Here is an 18,128-nt window from a genome sequence, read left to right as displayed (position 1 = left end):
GCTGACTTATGCTGGTCTATAAGAAAAGATTATGCCGTGTTACACTTTTGGCAGAAATGTTGTTCGCTTGAAGAGAACCTTTAAATCGGATCTTATGGATAAAAAATGGTGGCAGACAGGCATTATCTATCAGGTATACCCACGTAGTTTTCAGGACAGCAATGGCGATGGCGTAGGTGATCTCAAAGGCATACTGCAGCGACTTGATTACCTCCAATGGCTGGGCATCAACGCCCTATGGCTCTCACCCGTCTATCCTTCGCCCATGGCAGATTTTGGATATGATATTTCCGATTATACAGGCATTCATCCATTGTTTGGCGACATGGCGGACTTCGATAATTTACTTGAAGCAGTACATAAGCGGGGCATGAAATTATTGCTGGACCTGGTACCTAATCATACTTCCGATCAGCACCCCTGGTTCGTGGAATCCCGTTCCAGCAGGGATAACCCGAAGCGTGACTGGTACATCTGGCACGATCCTTTGCCTGATGGCGGCGTACCGAACAACTGGCTGAGTATGTTTGGAGGTAATGCCTGGGAATGGGATCATACTACGCAGCAATATTACTACCATGCATTCTTAAGGGAACAGCCCGATCTGAACTGGCGCAATCCCGAAGTACAACAGGCTATGTTCGATGTCATGCGTTTCTGGCTAAAGAAAGGAGTAGATGGTTTCCGGGTGGATGTAATGTGGCATATGATCAAGGATGCGCAGTTCCGCAACAATCCGCCCGATCCGAATTATGAGCCGCACATGAGTACGTATTCACAATTGCTGCCTGTGTATTCTACCGATCAGCCGGAAGTACACGAACTGGTGCATAAAATGCGCTCAGTGATGGAAGAAATCGATGATGAAAGAGTGATGATAGGAGAAATTTATCTTCCTATCCACCAGTTGGTGACATATTACGGAGTGGATAATAATGGGGCACATCTGCCTTTTAATTTCCAGTTGCTCACACTGCCCTGGCAAGCCTTGCAGATCTCTACTGCGATCGACCAGTACGAAGGTGCATTGCCTGTGAATGGCTGGCCTAACTGGGTGCTGAGTAATCATGACCAGCACAGGATAGCAAGCAGGGTAGGAGTACAACAGGCCCGTGTTGCAGCCATGCTGTTGTTGACATTGCGGGGTACACCTACTATTTACTATGGTGATGAAATTGCGATGCGCAATGTGGCGATTCCATTTGATGAAGTCGTAGATCCCCAGGGATTGAATATGCCTGATAAGAACCTGAGCAGGGACCCCTCGCGTACACCTATGCAGTGGGATAATTCAAAAAATGCAGGGTTTACTGATGGCAAGCCCTGGCTGCGCTTATCGAAAATTTCTCACAGGGCGAATGTAGAGATGCAGCAGCAGGATCCGTATTCTATGCTCACCCTGCACAAGCGTTTAATTTCATTGAGAACAAATGAGCCAGCACTTGATGCAGGAAGTTATGTACCTGTATATGCAGATAACCAGATGCTGGCTTATATGCGGGAGGCAGAAGGAGCGGATTCGTTTTTAATAGTCCTGAATCTCACGCACTGGCCTTGTTATTTCAGACCGCCTCATTTCAGTTTTTCAGGGAAAGTGGAAATAGCTACCATACCGGAATCAGAAGGAATTTATTTGACCGATACGATTAGTTTGGATGGAGATGAAGGCCTTGTGATCAGATTAGAAAAATAAAAGGTTGTATCAAAAGTAATCCGGAGATATTGAGGAAAATATTTTCTCAGTCAGATCAGCGGGAATTTACTTTTGATACAACCTTCTTTTTTTATTGAATCAATAAGGGTTTCGTTTGCGTCATTTCACCATTTACATATTTTACAATATACATCCCTTTGGGCAGGTGTTGTAGCTGTAAGTTCAATGCAGGTTGTGCTTTGGCTCCATATACCTGTTTGCCGCTCATATCGTAGATCAGGATGTAACCATTGCCTGGAGTCACCAGTTTGGTCTGGCCATTTACAGCAGGATTGGGAGCGATCGAAAACTCAGCGAGCTTCGACACCATCGCTGCTGCATTCAATACAATCGTACCATAATTAGCCGTACTCTGGTAATTATCTGCCGTTCCATACCATGCCGCCTGTCCATCGCGTGCAGCCCCATTATCATCATCATCGTAGGCTACATCGAAGCCAATAGCTAATCCTGCTGAAGGTGTAATACCCAGCTGTGACCATGGAATCGCAAACTCTACACTATAGCCACCATTGATGATGGCTGTATTACTGCTGTTGTATGTTTTAATAAACTGTCTTACTGTATTGTTGACATTAATAAATACTTCTACCGCATCGTTATCCCAGGCATCCGGCGTATCGTTGTACAATGCAGCATCCAGTACTTTCACACCCACATACAGGTTGTTGGCATCCCACATCAATCCGAAGGTAGCTGTATTATTCACGCTGCCGACAGTGGTTTTAGAAATTGTCTGAGACAGGTTCCAGCTGCTTTCCAATACACCATCTATTACAGGCGTACCTGCATGGACTATTACTCCCGAAGTCGTATTCGCTACAGTAACGCTTACCTGGTCGGTAGCGGTTTGTGTACCATTGCTTACACTGAGCTGGTATACATAAGTATTGCCATTACTCAAACCTGATACGGAAGGTGAAGCAATCGTAGTATTACTGATTGTAGAAGCCGGGCCACTGATCTGCGACCAGCTATAGGTCACGCCGCCGGATGCGGTGCCTGAGAGCGTTGTGCTGGTTGTACCTGCAGCGAGTGACTGATCAGGTCCTGCATTTGCAAACACCGCATTATTGCAGGTAGTCAGGTATACGGTACCAAATACAGACGGGTTCTGGAAGGCAGTGGTATTCGTTGCAAAGGAGGTGGTCTGTGCATCGCGTGTACCACCATTGTCGTCATCATCAATCTGAACATCCAGGCCTATGGTCTTACCGATGGCAGGGGTTACTCCAATTGTAGACCATGGAACCGTAATGTTTACAGCGGTGGCCGTCTGCTGGAAAGTAATGCCGGTAGTGCGGTTCACCGAATTACTACCTACATGGATCACAGGGTCATTCCAGCGGAAGCCCAGCTGAAAATCATTCACGCCATCGTAAGCAGTGCCTTTACTGTTATCTCCGTCAATGAAGATTTCTACAGCATCATCTTCCCACCAGCTATTACCGGAGTCATTGATCTTTGTTGCGTCATTGAGGGAAATTCTAATGTACAAATTAGTATTATCATACAAGGCTTTCCAGGAGCCGGCATAGTCCGTTGGCAAACTGCCTAACACTACATTGCTGATACTTTTCGAAGGCGCGCTCAGACTATCTGCCAGTCGTGCAATCACAGGTGCTACACAAGGCGGGTTCTCATTGTCAGCAATAGTTACCACAGCGGTAGTATCACCTCCCAGGTTATAGGTGCTGTCTTTCAGTAAAGTTAATCTCAGGGTTTCTTGTCCTTCGAAAATATTATCATCTACAGGTGTGATGGTAATAGTCGAAGATGGTGCTGTCGGTGTCAGCGTTACACTACCGCTCAGCGAAGGGCTGTAATCAGCTGCACCTGCAGTACCGCTCACAGCGTACTTCACGACAATGGTTTTATTTAAAGCCACAGTACTGATGGTGAACACACCTGCACTGCCACCTTCTGCAGCATTTGGTTGCGTCGCTACGATATTGATGCCCGGCAGGATGGTAATCTTGCGGGTAGCTTTAAAATTTCCACTGGCTGTAGTGACGGTGATAGTCGCTGTGCCATAGCCTACGGCAGTCACCTTACCCGTAGCATCTACTTTCGCAATTGTGCTGTCGGAACTCAGCCAGCTTACTACCTTATTGGTGGCATCGACGGGGCTGATATCAGCTGATAATTGCAGGGACTGCCCGGTGGTCAGCGTTGTATCATTTGCTGGTTTAATCGCTACGCTGCTTACCGGGATATTGATGTTCTGAATGATGAGCTGAAAGGCAGTGTTCTTGTTAATATAAGCCCCGGATTCGGCATTTGTCACCGTCAGGTTATTGAAGGTCGCTGTCTGGCTTCCCGCTTGTACATACAGGCCAAATCCACCGTAAACATCTGCAGCCACGTCTCTTGTCACAGGGTCAAGACCTGTACCGTCAATAGTTGTATTGTTGAATACCAGGTGGTGGATGTTGGAACCGTACAACTGGATGGCATCCCTTTGAGAACGCAGGATTGTATTATTATCAAACTGCAAGTTGAAGATACCCGAGCCTGCATAAAACTCAATTGCTCCGCGTTTCTGATTCCACAGGTCGTAACTGGTACCACAACCGTTGATGGTGTTTTCATACACCCTGATCACATCACCCGGGTATTCGAAGGTAAACCCACCGAAATCATTTGTAAAGCGGATAGCAGAACCAGCCACGCCATCTTTAAAAATACTGTGATGGATCTCATGACCTGTACCGCCAAACAGTGCAGCACCGCCTGCGCGCCAGTTATTTTCAACGGTATTATACCGGAAGATATCATTCTTACAGGTTGTTGTCACACCGGCCGCATTATTCGGCCATACTGCCAGTGCATCGTCTCCGTTGTTGCGCAGGCTGCACTGCTCTACAATTGAGTTGGAGGTACCCTGGCAAAAATTTACGCCATCCGCATAGTTGTTCCTGATCCTGCATTTCGTAATCTGCAGATCATTCGTAATATCCACAGGGTAGGGTGCATCATAGCCCGCAATCCAGAACCCGCACTCAAAGTGTTCCACCCACATATCGTGCACCCTGGAACCTGTTCCGTATGTACCCATAAAACCCTTGTAGGTCTTATACATTTCACCGGGTAGTCGCGGATTGGATTCATTGTACACCAGGCGGTCATTGTTCTGGGTATTCAAACTGAAATTTGAAATTTCCACATTTGTTGCCCGGGCATAAATTCCCCCATAAAACTGTTTGTCCGTTGAGAAATACACTTCTGTGTACCAGACACCTGCACCCAGTATTTTCAGGTTGCTCACGTTCAGTGTCAGTTTATCACTCAACAAAAAACGCCCTGTAGGAATGTAGACGTTCTTTCCCTGTGATACGGCTGCGGCAATACATGCATTAAATGCTGCAAAGTCATCGTTCTGGTCATTTGCTACTGCGCCATAATCCGTCACGGACAGGTAATTGGCTGGTTGAGACAAGGCTGCGGGCACGGGTTCGAGTTCGATGAAATCGACACCATAGGTCAGCCCGTCGCCATTATCTTTTTTGATCATAATCTTGTCGCCGGCATTCAGTGCATTATTCAATCTGAAGTGCACTTCATCAAAGCGCATAAAGGTTTTGCCTCCCGGGGTCTGCACCGGGTCGGCAGCAGGAAAATACTGGTATGCCCAGTAAGAGGAAAGTGCAATGTCTCTCACCTTTGTACCATTTACATACAATCCCAGTGAGCCGCTAAGGCCATTGCCGGTATTATCATCCGGCATGGTGAACCGCAGGTCCACACCTTGTGCGGCAGCTGTGAGGGTCCATTCAATACTGGCATTGTTGGCCGATAAGCTCACATACTTCTGGTCAGAAGCTTCTGAGGCAATGTCTGTCTGCACAAACTGCGGCGAAGATTGTACAGTTGCTCCACCGCTTAAAGTGGCATTGTCAGCTTCATAACGGGTATAAGGCAGCTGGTAAGCGCCTCGTGGAAGCCCATCACTCTGGGCAAATGACAGATGGTGCGCAAAAAGGACCATCATTAAAAGGGAACCGGTTTTTCTCATCTTTGATAGGTATTTAGAGGAATTCAAAGAAAAGGTAGAAGGGGAGAACCGGCAATTAGTGCATGGGAAATATAGAAATAAAGCGCCCAAAATGGATGTAATATATTGATAATGAATGTTGTCTTGTGAGGAAATATATAGACAGATTATGAGGCTTTTTACTGGAAAATGTCATCCTTTGCACATCCTCAATATGCTGCTGCTGGTTATTCCCTCTGGAAAGACGGGACAAGGAAATGCTGGCCATCAGGAGCCCCGCTTCCTCCTGGCTATCAATAATAGTTATATGGAATTACAAAAATGGGTTGAAGTGTAATAACATGTATATACAATTATAATTTATGTAATGCCTCATTACCCATGGATATAATTATCCGTTACATTCGTTCTCTATCCACGTTTAAAATAAAATCTTGTTATGCCCAATCAGATTATCATCAGCCGCGAAGATGCCATGACTTTATTAGCCTGGCAAAAGCTCCTTACCATGCATCCGGAAAAAAGAAAGGACATCGTCGCTGAATTATTAATTGAATCAGATAAAGCAGACGAAGAAATCGAAGATGCACATATAGATGGCCCCGAATATAATCACGACATCGTAGATTATCTCAGGTCCGGCCTGCTCAATGTGACCAACGAATTTATAGTAGAAGACCTCAGGGATTTGTACCATCATGAAATAGGCATCGAAGGTGAGCCATTGCTCTATGAACCATGCCCCTGTTGTGGCTATCGTACCGTAGAAGAATCCGGTGCATACGATGTATGTCCGAATTGCTATTGGGAAGATGATGGTAATGATGATCCAACAAAATACAGTTCAGTTAATCACCTCACTTTACAACAGGGAAGAGATAATTACAAGGCGATGGGAGCTTCTGATCCGGCTTATATTGACATCGTCAACAAGCATCCGAACAAGTACCTGAAAGCCTGATTGGTAATACAGTAGCGCTCATCTGTTAAGCATGCCTGATGGTTATGGCATTCTGTTTGTTATAGTAACGTTAAAACACGTTTCTAAAACAAGGAGGGACATATGAAAAAGGTAGTATTATTAATGGTCTTAACAGCACTGTCAGTCGTTACATTTGCGCAATCGCAACCAGAAGAAGTAACCAGTAAGAATTCATGGCTGAAGCTGGGTGTCAATGCAGGCGTGCCTTTTGGTAATCTCTCAAAGACAAGCAATTTCACATTAGGCGCTGAATTAAAAGGGCAGGTCATGTCTACTAATCACGTAGGTTTAGGTCTGACTACAGGGTATAACCATTTCTTCCCCAAAGATGGCTTTAAGAATTTTGGAACAGTTCCATTAGGCTTATTCGTTAGGTACTATCCAAAGAGTCGTGGATTCTTTGCAGGTACTGATGCGGGGTATAGCTTTATTACAGGTGTAGATGGTGCTACTGGCGGGGTGTATGTAAGGCCTCAGTTAGGGTATCATAATTATAACTGGAATTTCTTTGCTTTCTATAATGGCATTTTCAGAAGCGAAGAAAATGGAAGCAGCTTACAGTATGCGGGTATAGGTGCAACGTATAACATCCGTTTCCATAAAAAATAATGGTTTTTAGATAAGCGTTCGCCAGCGGCGAACGCTTATTACATTACTTTCTCTGATACACTCTTACCCAATCTACACTCATCGCCTGGGGGAAGATCGTATCATCTATCCCATTAATGCCTCCCCATGCGCCACCTACGGCCACATTCAGAATCATAAAGAAATTATGATTAAAGGGCCATTGATTATAAGCCGCCGTAGCATCTGCCAGGTGCGCATTTGCATAACTTACAATCAACCTGTCATCCACATAAAACTTCAGACTATCCGCCGTCCAGTCAGTCGCATATACATGGTAGGTTCTGCCATAATCCGGCACGGGCAGCAAATCACCATATCCCACAGCCGTACAGTGAATATTACTGAACGTTGTATCCGGTCTGTAACCCACCGCTTCCATAATATCAATCTCGCCATCATGCGGCCACTCCAAAGGTGTCTTTGCACTCAGCATCCAGAATGCCGGCCACATACCCCGACCTGTGGGCAACTGGATCCTTGCCTCCACACGGCCATAGGTATACGCTGCCTTGTTCTGCGTAGTTAAACGCGCAGAAGTATAGCTCTTGCCTGAGTAGTTCTCCTTCCGGGCGGTAATCACGAGCTTACCGTCCTTAATAGCTGCATTGGTGCTCCTGGCTGTATAATACTGTGCTTCACCATTGCCGCCACCATCACCATTCACTTCAAAATTCCATTTCGTTGTGTCGATAGTGCTTCCGTTAAATTCATCCGACCATACCAGTGTCAGCGTCGGATCAGCACTTGCCGGATCATCGGTATCTACGCTGTTGTTATTACTATCTTTTTTGCAGGAAGAAAAAGAAAAGAGGCAGGTAATTATCGTAAATGCTACGATAACAGGTTTTTTCAATTGGTTCATAGGTTATGAGTTAATCGCGCAAAGGTAAAGTTTAAATATGTGCAATTAAATTAATTTATCCTTAAAACAGCCACTACTCATTATTTACTCAATATTTCATACATTTGCCTTACCCAAATAAGTATTGTTAAACCAATAAATATAAAAATGAACAAAACCATTCTGGCATCTGTATTCTCGATTGCAATCTTTTTCGCTGCCTGCAAAAGCAAAACTACATCCGAAAATGCCGACAGCAGCGCGAATACTACCAGTACGACTGAACCAGAAAACAATAGTGCTACTCCAGCCCCTGCCAACGAACCTAAATCTTATACTGTAACTTTCTCCCCGGATACGGCTTTCCTGGGCAAGAAGAAAGAAGCTTTCATAAGACTTAAAAATGGTAAAGCTGTAGAACTGCAGGACAATGAAGGTAAAGTAACCGGTACTGAGCTCACCTATGAGATAGAACTCACTAACAAGAATAAAGTAGGCGAAAACAGTGTGTACCTGAATCCAAACGATTTCCGTCTTACACTGGATAATGGTACCAATATCACACATGAAAACTACAATACTGTATCTGCTGATGCAGAATCTACCAAGTCTTCAGAAGATAATAAATTCAGACTGCCTGCGGGTACAAAACCCAAGAGCCTGAATTTATTCCTGGATGAAACAAGAGTAAGTGTAGGTGTTGAAATGAAATAATCTCACCGGGATAAAAGATGAAGAGGGCTGCCTTGTACAAAGGCAGCCCTCTTTTATTCAACCCTTGTTTTAACATTTTTTTAAAACTTTTCCGGATTGCGTAAATACTCCACAATTCCTGACTGTAGCTTTGCTAAAATTTTACTCAATGTCAGGAATGTTCAAGGCACCACTACTACTTATACTTTTTTGCCTTCCAATTGTACTATTTGCACAAACTGGCGGTACTATCACCGGCCGCATCACAGCTTTCGATGGCCAGCCTATTGAACTAGCATCCGTTTCTATCGTCGAATTAAAGAAGGGTACCCTCACTGACAATGACGGTCATTACCGCATTGAAGAAATCGCGCCCGGTACCTATACTTTAAGGATCCAGCTCCTCGGTGCTGCACAAAAGGATTTCAATGTTGATGTTACTCCCGGCCGCCCGGCCATACTGGATTATCAATTACCAAAAGAGAATATCCAGGCTTTACAGGAAGTACGCATCATCGGTAATACCAATAAGTTTTCTAAGAAAGAAAGCTATTACGTAAGCCGTCTCCCCCTGAAAAACCTTGAAAATCCACAGGTCTACAACGTGGTGCCCAAAGAACTGATTGAGGAACAGATGGCGGTAGACCTGGGTAGCATTTCGAAAAATGTACCTGGTGCAGGCATCCCTATGATCGCTAACCAGGGTCGTGTAACCTTCCGCCAGCGCGGTTTCGAGACAGAACCCAACGCCCGCAACGGAGTAGCCGGTGCCGCTTTCGCTACCCTCGACCCGGTGAACCTGGAAAGGGTAGAAGCCATCAAAGGCCCTTCCGCTACCCTGTTTGGTACCAATATCTCCAGCAGCTACGGTGGCCTGTACAACCGTGTGACCAAGAAACCTTTCAATGGTTTCGGCGGCGAAGTCTCTTTTACCGGCGGGAGCTGGAACTACAACCGTCTTACCGTAGATGTCAATACGCCCGTAAATAAGGAGAAAACAATGCTCTTCCGCCTGAATGGTGCCACTACCTTCCAGAAGAGTTTCCAGGACATGGGCTTTACGAATAATCTGAGCCTTGCGCCGAGTTTCTCCTACCAGATCACGGACCGGCTCTCCCTCTTGTTAGATGTCGAATTTGGGCAGGAAAAGGGAACTTCTGTGGTTCGTTTCAACCCCTACACCGGCGGTGGAAAAACCCTCTCCATTGCTGATATGAAATTCCCTTACAAAAGGCTTTTCCTGGGCAATCAACTGGCTTACCAGACCCAGATGATGAACATCTTTGCCCAGATCAACTATAAGATCTCCGAACACTGGACCTCCCAAACGGTGGTGTCCCGGGCCCGTTCCTCCATCAATGGTTATATCAATGCACTGAACGGCCGTACCGATTCTACGCTGCGTGCCAGCATCATCAGCGGTTATACCACCTTCATCGCAACCGATATCCAGCAGAACTTTATCGGCGATTTCAACATCGGTAAGTTCCGCAACCGTATGGTAGTAGGATTGGATTACTATAATAACAGCAACTCATTTGACAGGACCACCGTCACCGGTCCTACCATCAATTTCCAGCATCCCGGTGCCAGCTACCGCCTGGGTAAGTCTACCGTAGATTCCCTGGTGGCAAGAGCGACCGGTACTGCCATCCGTAACGAGAACAATGGTGACAATAGTTATGCAGCCTATGCTTCTGACGTATTCAATATCACAAAGAACCTGATGGCTATGCTGAGCCTCCGTGTTGACTACTACCGTGCGCAGGGTACCCACAGCATCATTTACGATACTACCGCGGCAGGCACCAATTATCACCAGACAGCCCTGTCACCTAAGCTCGGCCTGGTATACGAAGTACTGAAAGATAAGGTATCCATTTTTGGGAGCTATATGAATGGTTTCTTCCATGAAACAGGTACTGACTACGCCGGCAACGCTTTCAAACCTGAAGAAGGTAACCAGCTGGAAGGCGGTGTGAAAGCAGATGTATGGCAGCACAAACTGGTAGGTACAATAAGCTACTACGACATCCGGGTGAAGAATGTAGTAATTACTGACCTGGAGCATGACGGCTACAGCAAGCAGAATGGCACACAGCGCAGCAAAGGCCTGGAAGCAGAAATCACTGTGAACCCTGTGAAAGGGCTGAACATCGTAGCAGGATATGCTTATAACGATAGTAAATATACGAAATCGGATAGCGCTACACTGGGCTTAAGACCTGCATTGTCCGGTCCTCCGAATATGTGGAACTTCTGGGCGAGTTATCATTTCTCCGGCGGAAAACTAAGCGGACTAGGATTTGGATTTGGGGGTAATGGAGGTGATCTGTCTTACCAGACGAACACTGTGACTACGAAGATCACTATTCCTTCGTATGTAATGCTGGATGCATCTGTGTTCTATGAAAGAGCTAAATACCGGATCGGGGTGAAGGTCGATAACCTCACGAGCCAGAAAGCATGGTCTGTAAGACTGACACCGCAGCCTCCGACCAGGGTGTTGGGTAGTTTTGCATTGAAATTTTAAATAGAAAGCGGTTGTATGAAAAGTGAAATCCCAAAATTACCTTTCATACAACCGCTTTTTTATGGTATAAATATTAAAACTCCGTTAACCCGCTTTTTTATCCTCAACTGCTCCCCATCCCCCGATTGCCTTTTTCATCATAGAACTTATATATACCTTTGCCCCATCATACTAAACCAATATTCATGAAAAACGTTGTACTTGCCAGTACTTCTACACTCTATGGTGAAAAATACCTCCAGTACCTCCTTCCGGTCATGCAGGAACTTTTTGCCGGCATCGAGGAAATCGTCTTCATTCCTTACGCACGGCCCGGTGGCATCTCGCACGATGAATATACTGCCCGTGCTGCAGCAGGTCTTGCCGGCACCGGCATCACTGTAAAAGGTCTCCATACCTTCGCCGATCCCGTACAGGCCATCCGGGAAGCTAAAGGCTTCTTTACCGGCGGCGGCAATACCTTTGTACTGGTAAAACAACTACATGAACTCAAATTGATGGACCTGCTTAGTGAAGTTGTCTCCAAAGGCACCCCTTACATCGGTGCCAGCGCCGGTAGCAATATCGGAGGTGTCAATATGCAGACTACCAACGATATGCCGATTGTATATCCGCCTAGTTTCCAGACTATGGGTTTAATGCCCTACAACCTGAATCCTCACTACCAGGAACCAATTCCCGGTGTACCACATATGGGCGAAACCAGGGAAACCCGTATTCTTGAATTTCATACCCAACAATCTATTCCGGTAATCGGTCTGCGCGAAGGCAGCTGGATCCGTATCAAAGGAAATGAGATCCGCCTCGAAGGCAGTATGCCTGCCAAAATATTTGAACAAGGCAAAACACCTTATGAATTAGCTGCAGGCAGTGACATTAAAATCTAAGCTCGACTTCTAATTCGCCGCCAGCTCCTAAATATTAAATATGATACTTAACATACGTTCCCTTCGCAGGCAGATCAAGGCACAGCGGTACAAAGATATCCCTGTTACACTCAGCCTGCTTTTTATACCTGTGGCATTATCCTTACTCATTACCGAAGAAGTCTCCACGGGTTGCATATTGCTGTCTGCATTCATTGCATTATATACAGCATCAGCATTTGCTGTTAAAAAGCGAAAGCCATTATTCTTCAGACCACTCCTCATTGCAGCCGCTATACTTTTAGTGATTGTTTTAGAAAAGATTATTTAGTGGTGAAAGGGCTTGTATTAAAAGTAAATTTCCTGTTGAAATTACTTTTGATACAAGCCCTTTTCAATATTTTTTTATCACACATTATGCATCTTTTCACTTGTTTAATAATATGTTTTGTTAATTCTAAAAACTTTACCTAAGTTTAACACATCATTTTACTCTCCTATAGAGAGCTCCTTCTCCATCTAACCTTCACCTGTAGAGTTTTATTTCCATTTTTATCCTAACTGTAATTGTTGCAGGAAAACTTGTCGATTTGGAACAATGATCTAAAAAAAAGAAGAGCTATTACTTGAAATTCTAACAGGAAAAACTTAGCTGTGTATTACCTACACTGATGGAATAATTTCCAAAATCTCAATCACTGCATGAATCACGTGCAGTAACAGGAAGCTATTTTCTAAAAACAACACTCAACCGCATGTCACACCTGTGGTAAGGGGATTACTATTTTCAAAAACAGTTTAAACTGCACTTACCAGTGCCGTAAAGGGGAAACGATTGTCATAAATTAATACTAACTGCGAAGTGCACACGCAGTAAAGGGAATTCCCTTATTTAAAAAATTAAAATTATCAGGCTGTGTTCATAACACAGCAGGGGGAAGTTTTGCTTTAACACACTCTATATTATCAACAAAAATTCGCAAATCAATGCAAAGGTCGTTTATTGTATGTACGGTCCTGTTCCTGCTATGCGCTTTCGGAGCCATTGCACAGGAAAAGAAAACAGTTTCAGGGTCAGTACTGGATGAAAAAGGGAACCCACTCGTGGGTGTAAGTGTGCAGGAAAAAGGCACCAGTAATGGTACCGGTACCGGCGAAGGCGGTAAGTTCTCTTTGAAAGTCGCTCCCGGCGCAACGCTTATCTTCTCTTACATTGGTTATTTAAAACAGGAAGTCGCCGCGTCTGCTGCCAGCTCTGTCCAACTCGCACCTGATCAGAAAGGCCTGAATGAAGTAGTCGTAACTGCCATGGGTATCAAAAGAGAAACCCGTGCACTCGGCTATGCTGTCAGCACCGTCAGCGCTAAAGAGATTACACAAACCGGTGCGACCAACTTCGCATCCGCACTTTATGGTAAAGCTGCCGGTGTAAAGATCGTATCTGCTCCCGGTGGCGCATCGAGCGCTGTATCCGTGCAGGTAAGAGGTGTGTCTTCTATCGGTATGAGCACCCAGCCGCTGTATGTAGTAGATGGGATCCCTATCCGTAACTTTAATACACTCACCGCCCAGTCATGGGGTACTACCAATAGCCGTATCGATGGCAACGGTGCACTCGATATCAACCCTGAAGATATCGAAAGCCTCACCATCCTCAAAGGTGCCAGCGCATCTGCCCTCTATGGTTCTGAAGCCACCAACGGTGTCGTAGTGATCACCACCAAGAAAGGTAGCAAAGGCAGAGGTCTTGGCATTGATATCAACTACAACTTCAACCTGGAGAACCTGGCTAACAGCCCCGATTATCAAAACGAATATGGGCCCGGCTATGATGCCCAAACCAACGTTGCCAACGGCATCGCTGACTACCAGGGCTGGAAAACAGAAGATGATGGTTCCAGGCACCCTTACTACCGCTCCTATGCGCAGTTCGGTCCTAAGTTCGACAACAGTACCGTCAAATATTGGGATGGCTCTACCCGTACCTACAAAGCGAATAAAAACAACTACAGGGATTTCTACCAGCAGGGTTACAACTCCAACCTCAATATGGCCCTCTCCAATGCCAATGAGAATGGTAGTTACCGCATGTCTTATACCCGCACGGACTATAAGAGCATTATGCCAGGAAGCAAACTGAATAAGAACAACTTCAACTTCAACGGTACGCTTAAACTGAGTAAGAAAGTATCTGTAGATCTCGTGTCTACTTACAATAACAACTTCACCCACAACCGCGCCTACGCCATGAGCAACATCTTTGGTTCTTATGGTGGTTTCTTCAGCCGCATGGATGATATGAGTACCTACTACGATAAATACAAAACCTCCAATGGTTATAAATACGTATTGTACAACAACTACAGCTATGACCAGGACGAGAAGCTGATCTATCCAATGCGTGCCACCAACCTGCTGGACTACCTGTATACCAACCTGCGGGACAGTTATGATGAAACACAAAACCGCTTCATCAACAGCATCACACTGAATGTAAGCCTGCTCGACAACCTGAAGTTCCGTGGCCGTGTAGGTAGTGACTACACCGGCTGGAGTGCATCGGACAAGGAACACAACACCGAGCCGGCTACAATTGGTTACACAGGTGTATACGCGACCGAACAGCGCAACAACAACGTCACCTACGGCGATGTACTCCTCACCTACAATCCTAAAGTGAGCAAAGACTTTGATCTCTCTGTCACAGGCGGCGCTTCCGGCAGAAAACAAACTTACCTCTACCAGAAGACATCCACCAATAATGGGCTTGTAGATGAAAACTGGTTCAGTCTGCAAAATTCCGCAGGTACTGTGACCGCTCAATCTGCCCGCGCCACACAACTGGACGTGGCAGCCTTCGGTATGCTGAACCTGAGCTATAAGAGCTTCCTCTACTTAGAAGCCACTGGCCGTTACGAAGGTACCTCTACCTTACCAGATGGAGTGAACACTTATTTCTATCCATCTGTTAATGCAGGTTTCGTATTCTCCGATGTTTTTAAAATGCCTTCCTGGATGAACTACGGTAAACTGAGGGCTTCCTATGGTCTGACAGGTAACCATCCGCCTATCTACGCTGCAAACGTGGCATACAACCAGAACGCGGTAGTGTACGATAATGCAAACATCCTGTACCAACAGCCGAATGCTTCCTCTTTTGGTAACAACAGCATCGTATCCGAACAGAAACGTGAATCTGAAATCGGCCTGGAGGCGAGGTTCCTCGATGGCAGGGTAGGAGTGGACTTCAGCTACTATAACAACAAGGTGAATAAACAAATCCTCACTGCCAGCACGCCTCCTTCCAGTGGTGCCACTTCAGAACTGATGAATGCCGGTAGCCTTTCCAACTATGGCTGGGAAGCAGCGATTACTGCCACTCCTGTGCAGCAAAAAGACTTCCGCTGGAATACCCGTTTTAACTTCGCCATCAACAGAAATAAACTGGTTGCACTGAATGGTCTCACCAGTCTTACCGACAATACAGAAGGAGGTGGTTACCTGATCCTGCGCTCAGAAGTAGGCGATGCATTGGGTAATATCTATGTACATCCGCAGACAACCGATGCCAATGGTAACAAGATCGTAAACTCAGATGGTTACTACACCGTAGATGCAAATAACTATAAATACGTAGGTAATATTCTGCCTAAAATAGTAGGTGGTTTCTCAAATACCATCACTTACAAAGCATTTGCGCTGGACTTCACACTCGATTACCGCTTTGGAGGTAAACTGGTCTCTATCCCCACCTACTACCAGATCGGTGCGGGTATGTTTAAGAGCACGCTCAAATACAGGGATGCTGCACACGGTGGTATTTCCTATGTATCCAACGATGATGCAGCGGCTGACTATACCGCCAATGCAAATGGCGATCGTCATGATGGTGTGATCCTGAAAGGGGTAACTGAAAGTGGCGCTACCAATACCAAGGTGATCTCTGCTGCTGCATATTATGAGAATAATTTCAACTGGCGTACTGATGGTGATTACTCCGCTGCAGTATTCAGCAACAGTTATATCAAAGTGCGTGAAGTATCCTTCTCTTACAGCATGCCTAAGAAGATCACCAATCGCCTGCATGTACAACAGCTGCAATTATCACTGATAGGCCGCAACCTGTTCTACCTCTACAAATCTCTGCCTTATGGATTAGATCCTGAAGTAGCAGTAGGTTCTTCCTGGTCCAGCCAGGGTATTGACAATGGTACTGCAGGTCCTACCCGGAGCCTTGGTGCAAGTCTGCGTGCACGCTTCTAATATTCATTGCTAAAAATCAGATCACAACATGAAACGTCTATTCTTAAATATAGCATTCCTTGCTTTACTTACAGGTACCTTCAGCTCCTGTAAGAAACAACTGGATGAAAACTACCTGAATCCTGAGCTCACTACTACCGGCTCTATGAGTAAATTGCTCTCGGGCATGTACCTGAACAAAAGGATCCATCCTTCTTACTGGGATTACTATACATTCGTGATGGCTTATACAGGAGCCTTCTCCCAGACAGTGGCCCTGTCTCCCGGCGCACAAATGTATATTCCCTCTACCTCTTATACCGAGAACCGCTGGGTGGATTTCTATGACGGGGTGACCGGTACTGACTACAACTACGATGGTCCTGGTATCATGAGCAACTACCGTGAGATGCAGACCACCTACAATGCACTCACTGCCTCCCAGCAGGAAGAACAAGTGGTGTTCCTGAAGATCGCCGAAGTAATAGTCTATGACCAGGCATCACAGATGATTGACCTCTGGGGTGACATTCCTTTCTCAGAATCAAATTCACTGAACACCACCCGCTCTCTCAGCTACGCTAAATTCGATGATGCAGCGAGCCTGTACGATACCATGATCACGAACCTGAAATCGCTGAATACTTATTTTGATACAGCTACGGTGGCCACTACACAGGCCACTGCACTGAGCACCGGAGATCTCATGTTTGGCGGTGACCTGAGCAAATGGCAGCGCTATGCCAACTCACTGCGCTTACGCCTGCTCATGCGTATCAGCAACTACGATGAGTCCACTGCAAAATCAGAGGTAACAACAATGCTGAATGATGCGGGTACCTATCCGATGATTTCCTCCAATGATTACAATGCTGTAGTCTGGATGAACAGCACCACATTGAGAAGTGATCTTAACGATGTATTCACGGGTTATCCCTATGCACCTGCATACCTGCTGGATACCATGATGGTGGCCAATGGTGACCCACGCACAGATGTATTCTGGGATGCCGGTAAAAATGGCTTCAAGGGATTCCCGTCCAATGGTACCTCATCACAATACGATGCAGGTGGCTATGCTACCTACGATAGTGCTACATTCTTTTATAACTATAATATTCCGGCCGTGCTGATGACCGCTGCTGAAGTAAGTTTCCTGAAAGCAGAAGCAGATGAAAGATGGAGTATCGGAACCGCCCAGACTGACTACGAAAATGGTATTACCCAGTCTACGGCATTCTATTATAGTATCAATAACAAGATGGTGCTGAAGACCGGTGACTATACAACACTCACCGCACCGACAGCTACCACCATCAGTACATTCCTGCTGCAGAGCGCTATCGCCTACAGCGGAACCACTACGGAGAAACTGGCTAAAATCTACACGCAGAAATGGATGAACTACTTCATCCTGCAGGCAGGCCAGGCATGGGCAGAGTACAGGAGAACCGGGTACCCGGTGCTGCACTTTGCTACCTCTACTTCTGCCAGTGGTAGTACACCTCCCGACCGCCTACTTTATCCGTCATCGGAACAACTGTATAACAGTGCTAACTATTCTAAAGTATCCGCAAAGGATACCAGGGATACGAAGATTTTCTGGGATGTTAATTGATAAGTAGAGATAAGT

11 protein-coding genes are annotated in these 18,128 nt (G+C 45.7%); 9 read left to right on the top strand and 2 right to left on the bottom strand.

What is annotated here, in order from left to right; all coding sequences use genetic code 11:
- Positions 1 to 94 precede the first annotated feature (94 nt).
- On the top strand, positions 95 to 1,693 hold the full coding sequence (locus DXN04_RS17565; protein WP_116854692.1) for an alpha-amylase family glycosyl hydrolase: 1,599 nt from the start codon (positions 95 to 97) through the stop codon (positions 1,691 to 1,693).
- A gap of 91 nt (positions 1,694 to 1,784) precedes the next feature.
- Here DXN04_RS17565 and DXN04_RS17560 read toward each other — a convergent pair whose 3' ends face one another.
- A complete protein-coding gene (locus tag DXN04_RS17560; protein ID WP_116854691.1) occupies positions 1,785 to 5,729 on the bottom strand; it encodes a sugar-binding protein in 3,945 nt (1,314 codons plus the stop codon).
- A gap of 418 nt (positions 5,730 to 6,147) precedes the next feature.
- Here DXN04_RS17560 and DXN04_RS17555 point away from each other — a divergent pair, with 418 nt between their 5' ends.
- Together DXN04_RS17555 and DXN04_RS17550 are read left to right on the top strand one after the other, a co-directional pair.
- Positions 6,148 to 6,669: a CPCC family cysteine-rich protein gene (locus tag DXN04_RS17555; protein ID WP_116854690.1), complete on the top strand. Its 522-nt coding sequence runs from the start codon at positions 6,148 to 6,150 to the stop codon at positions 6,667 to 6,669.
- A 102-nt stretch (positions 6,670 to 6,771) separates the two neighbouring features.
- Positions 6,772 to 7,299 carry a hypothetical protein gene (locus tag DXN04_RS17550; RefSeq protein ID WP_199415072.1) on the top strand — a complete coding sequence of 176 codons (528 nt, stop codon included), beginning with the start codon at positions 6,772 to 6,774 and terminating at the stop codon, positions 7,297 to 7,299.
- A 43-nt stretch (positions 7,300 to 7,342) separates the two neighbouring features.
- On the opposite strand, the gene DXN04_RS17545 is transcribed toward DXN04_RS17550, so the two are convergent.
- Entirely contained in the window at positions 7,343 to 8,182 is an 840-nt protein-coding gene (locus tag DXN04_RS17545; RefSeq protein ID WP_116854689.1) for a glycoside hydrolase family 16 protein, read from the bottom strand.
- 147 nt (positions 8,183 to 8,329) lie between these two features.
- Between DXN04_RS17545 and DXN04_RS17540 the strand changes: the two genes are divergently transcribed.
- The 6 genes from DXN04_RS17540 to DXN04_RS17515 all read left to right on the top strand — a co-directional run bounded on the left by DXN04_RS17540 (position 8,330) and on the right by DXN04_RS17515 (position 18,113).
- Positions 8,330 to 8,875, top strand: a complete 546-nt coding sequence (locus tag DXN04_RS17540; RefSeq protein WP_116854688.1) for a hypothetical protein — start codon at positions 8,330 to 8,332, stop codon at positions 8,873 to 8,875.
- A gap of 148 nt (positions 8,876 to 9,023) precedes the next feature.
- Positions 9,024 to 11,387 carry a TonB-dependent receptor gene (locus tag DXN04_RS17535; RefSeq protein ID WP_199415071.1) on the top strand — a complete coding sequence of 788 codons (2,364 nt, stop codon included), beginning with the start codon at positions 9,024 to 9,026 and terminating at the stop codon, positions 11,385 to 11,387.
- Between the two features lie 185 nt (positions 11,388 to 11,572).
- Positions 11,573 to 12,274 (top strand): dipeptidase PepE, encoded by a 702-nt coding sequence (gene pepE, locus DXN04_RS17530; RefSeq protein WP_116854686.1) that lies wholly within the window; start codon positions 11,573 to 11,575, stop codon positions 12,272 to 12,274.
- Between the two features lie 40 nt (positions 12,275 to 12,314).
- Positions 12,315 to 12,584 carry a hypothetical protein gene (locus tag DXN04_RS34575; protein WP_147319968.1) on the top strand — a complete coding sequence of 90 codons (270 nt, stop codon included), beginning with the start codon at positions 12,315 to 12,317 and terminating at the stop codon, positions 12,582 to 12,584.
- Between the two features lie 656 nt (positions 12,585 to 13,240).
- Positions 13,241 to 16,516, top strand: coding sequence for a SusC/RagA family TonB-linked outer membrane protein (locus DXN04_RS17520; protein WP_116854684.1), 3,276 nt, complete (start codon positions 13,241 to 13,243; stop codon positions 16,514 to 16,516).
- 28 nt (positions 16,517 to 16,544) lie between these two features.
- Complete coding sequence (locus DXN04_RS17515) at positions 16,545 to 18,113, top strand: SusD/RagB family nutrient-binding outer membrane lipoprotein (protein WP_116854683.1); 1,569 nt, start codon at positions 16,545 to 16,547, stop codon at positions 18,111 to 18,113.
- Positions 18,114 to 18,128 lie beyond the last annotated feature (15 nt).

The organism is Chitinophaga silvisoli, assembly GCF_003412465.1.
GTDB classification, from domain to species: Bacteria; Bacteroidota; Bacteroidia; order Chitinophagales; family Chitinophagaceae; genus Chitinophaga; species Chitinophaga silvisoli.
Note: the sequence above shows the minus strand (reverse complement) of the source record. Positions and strands in the feature narration are given on the sequence as shown.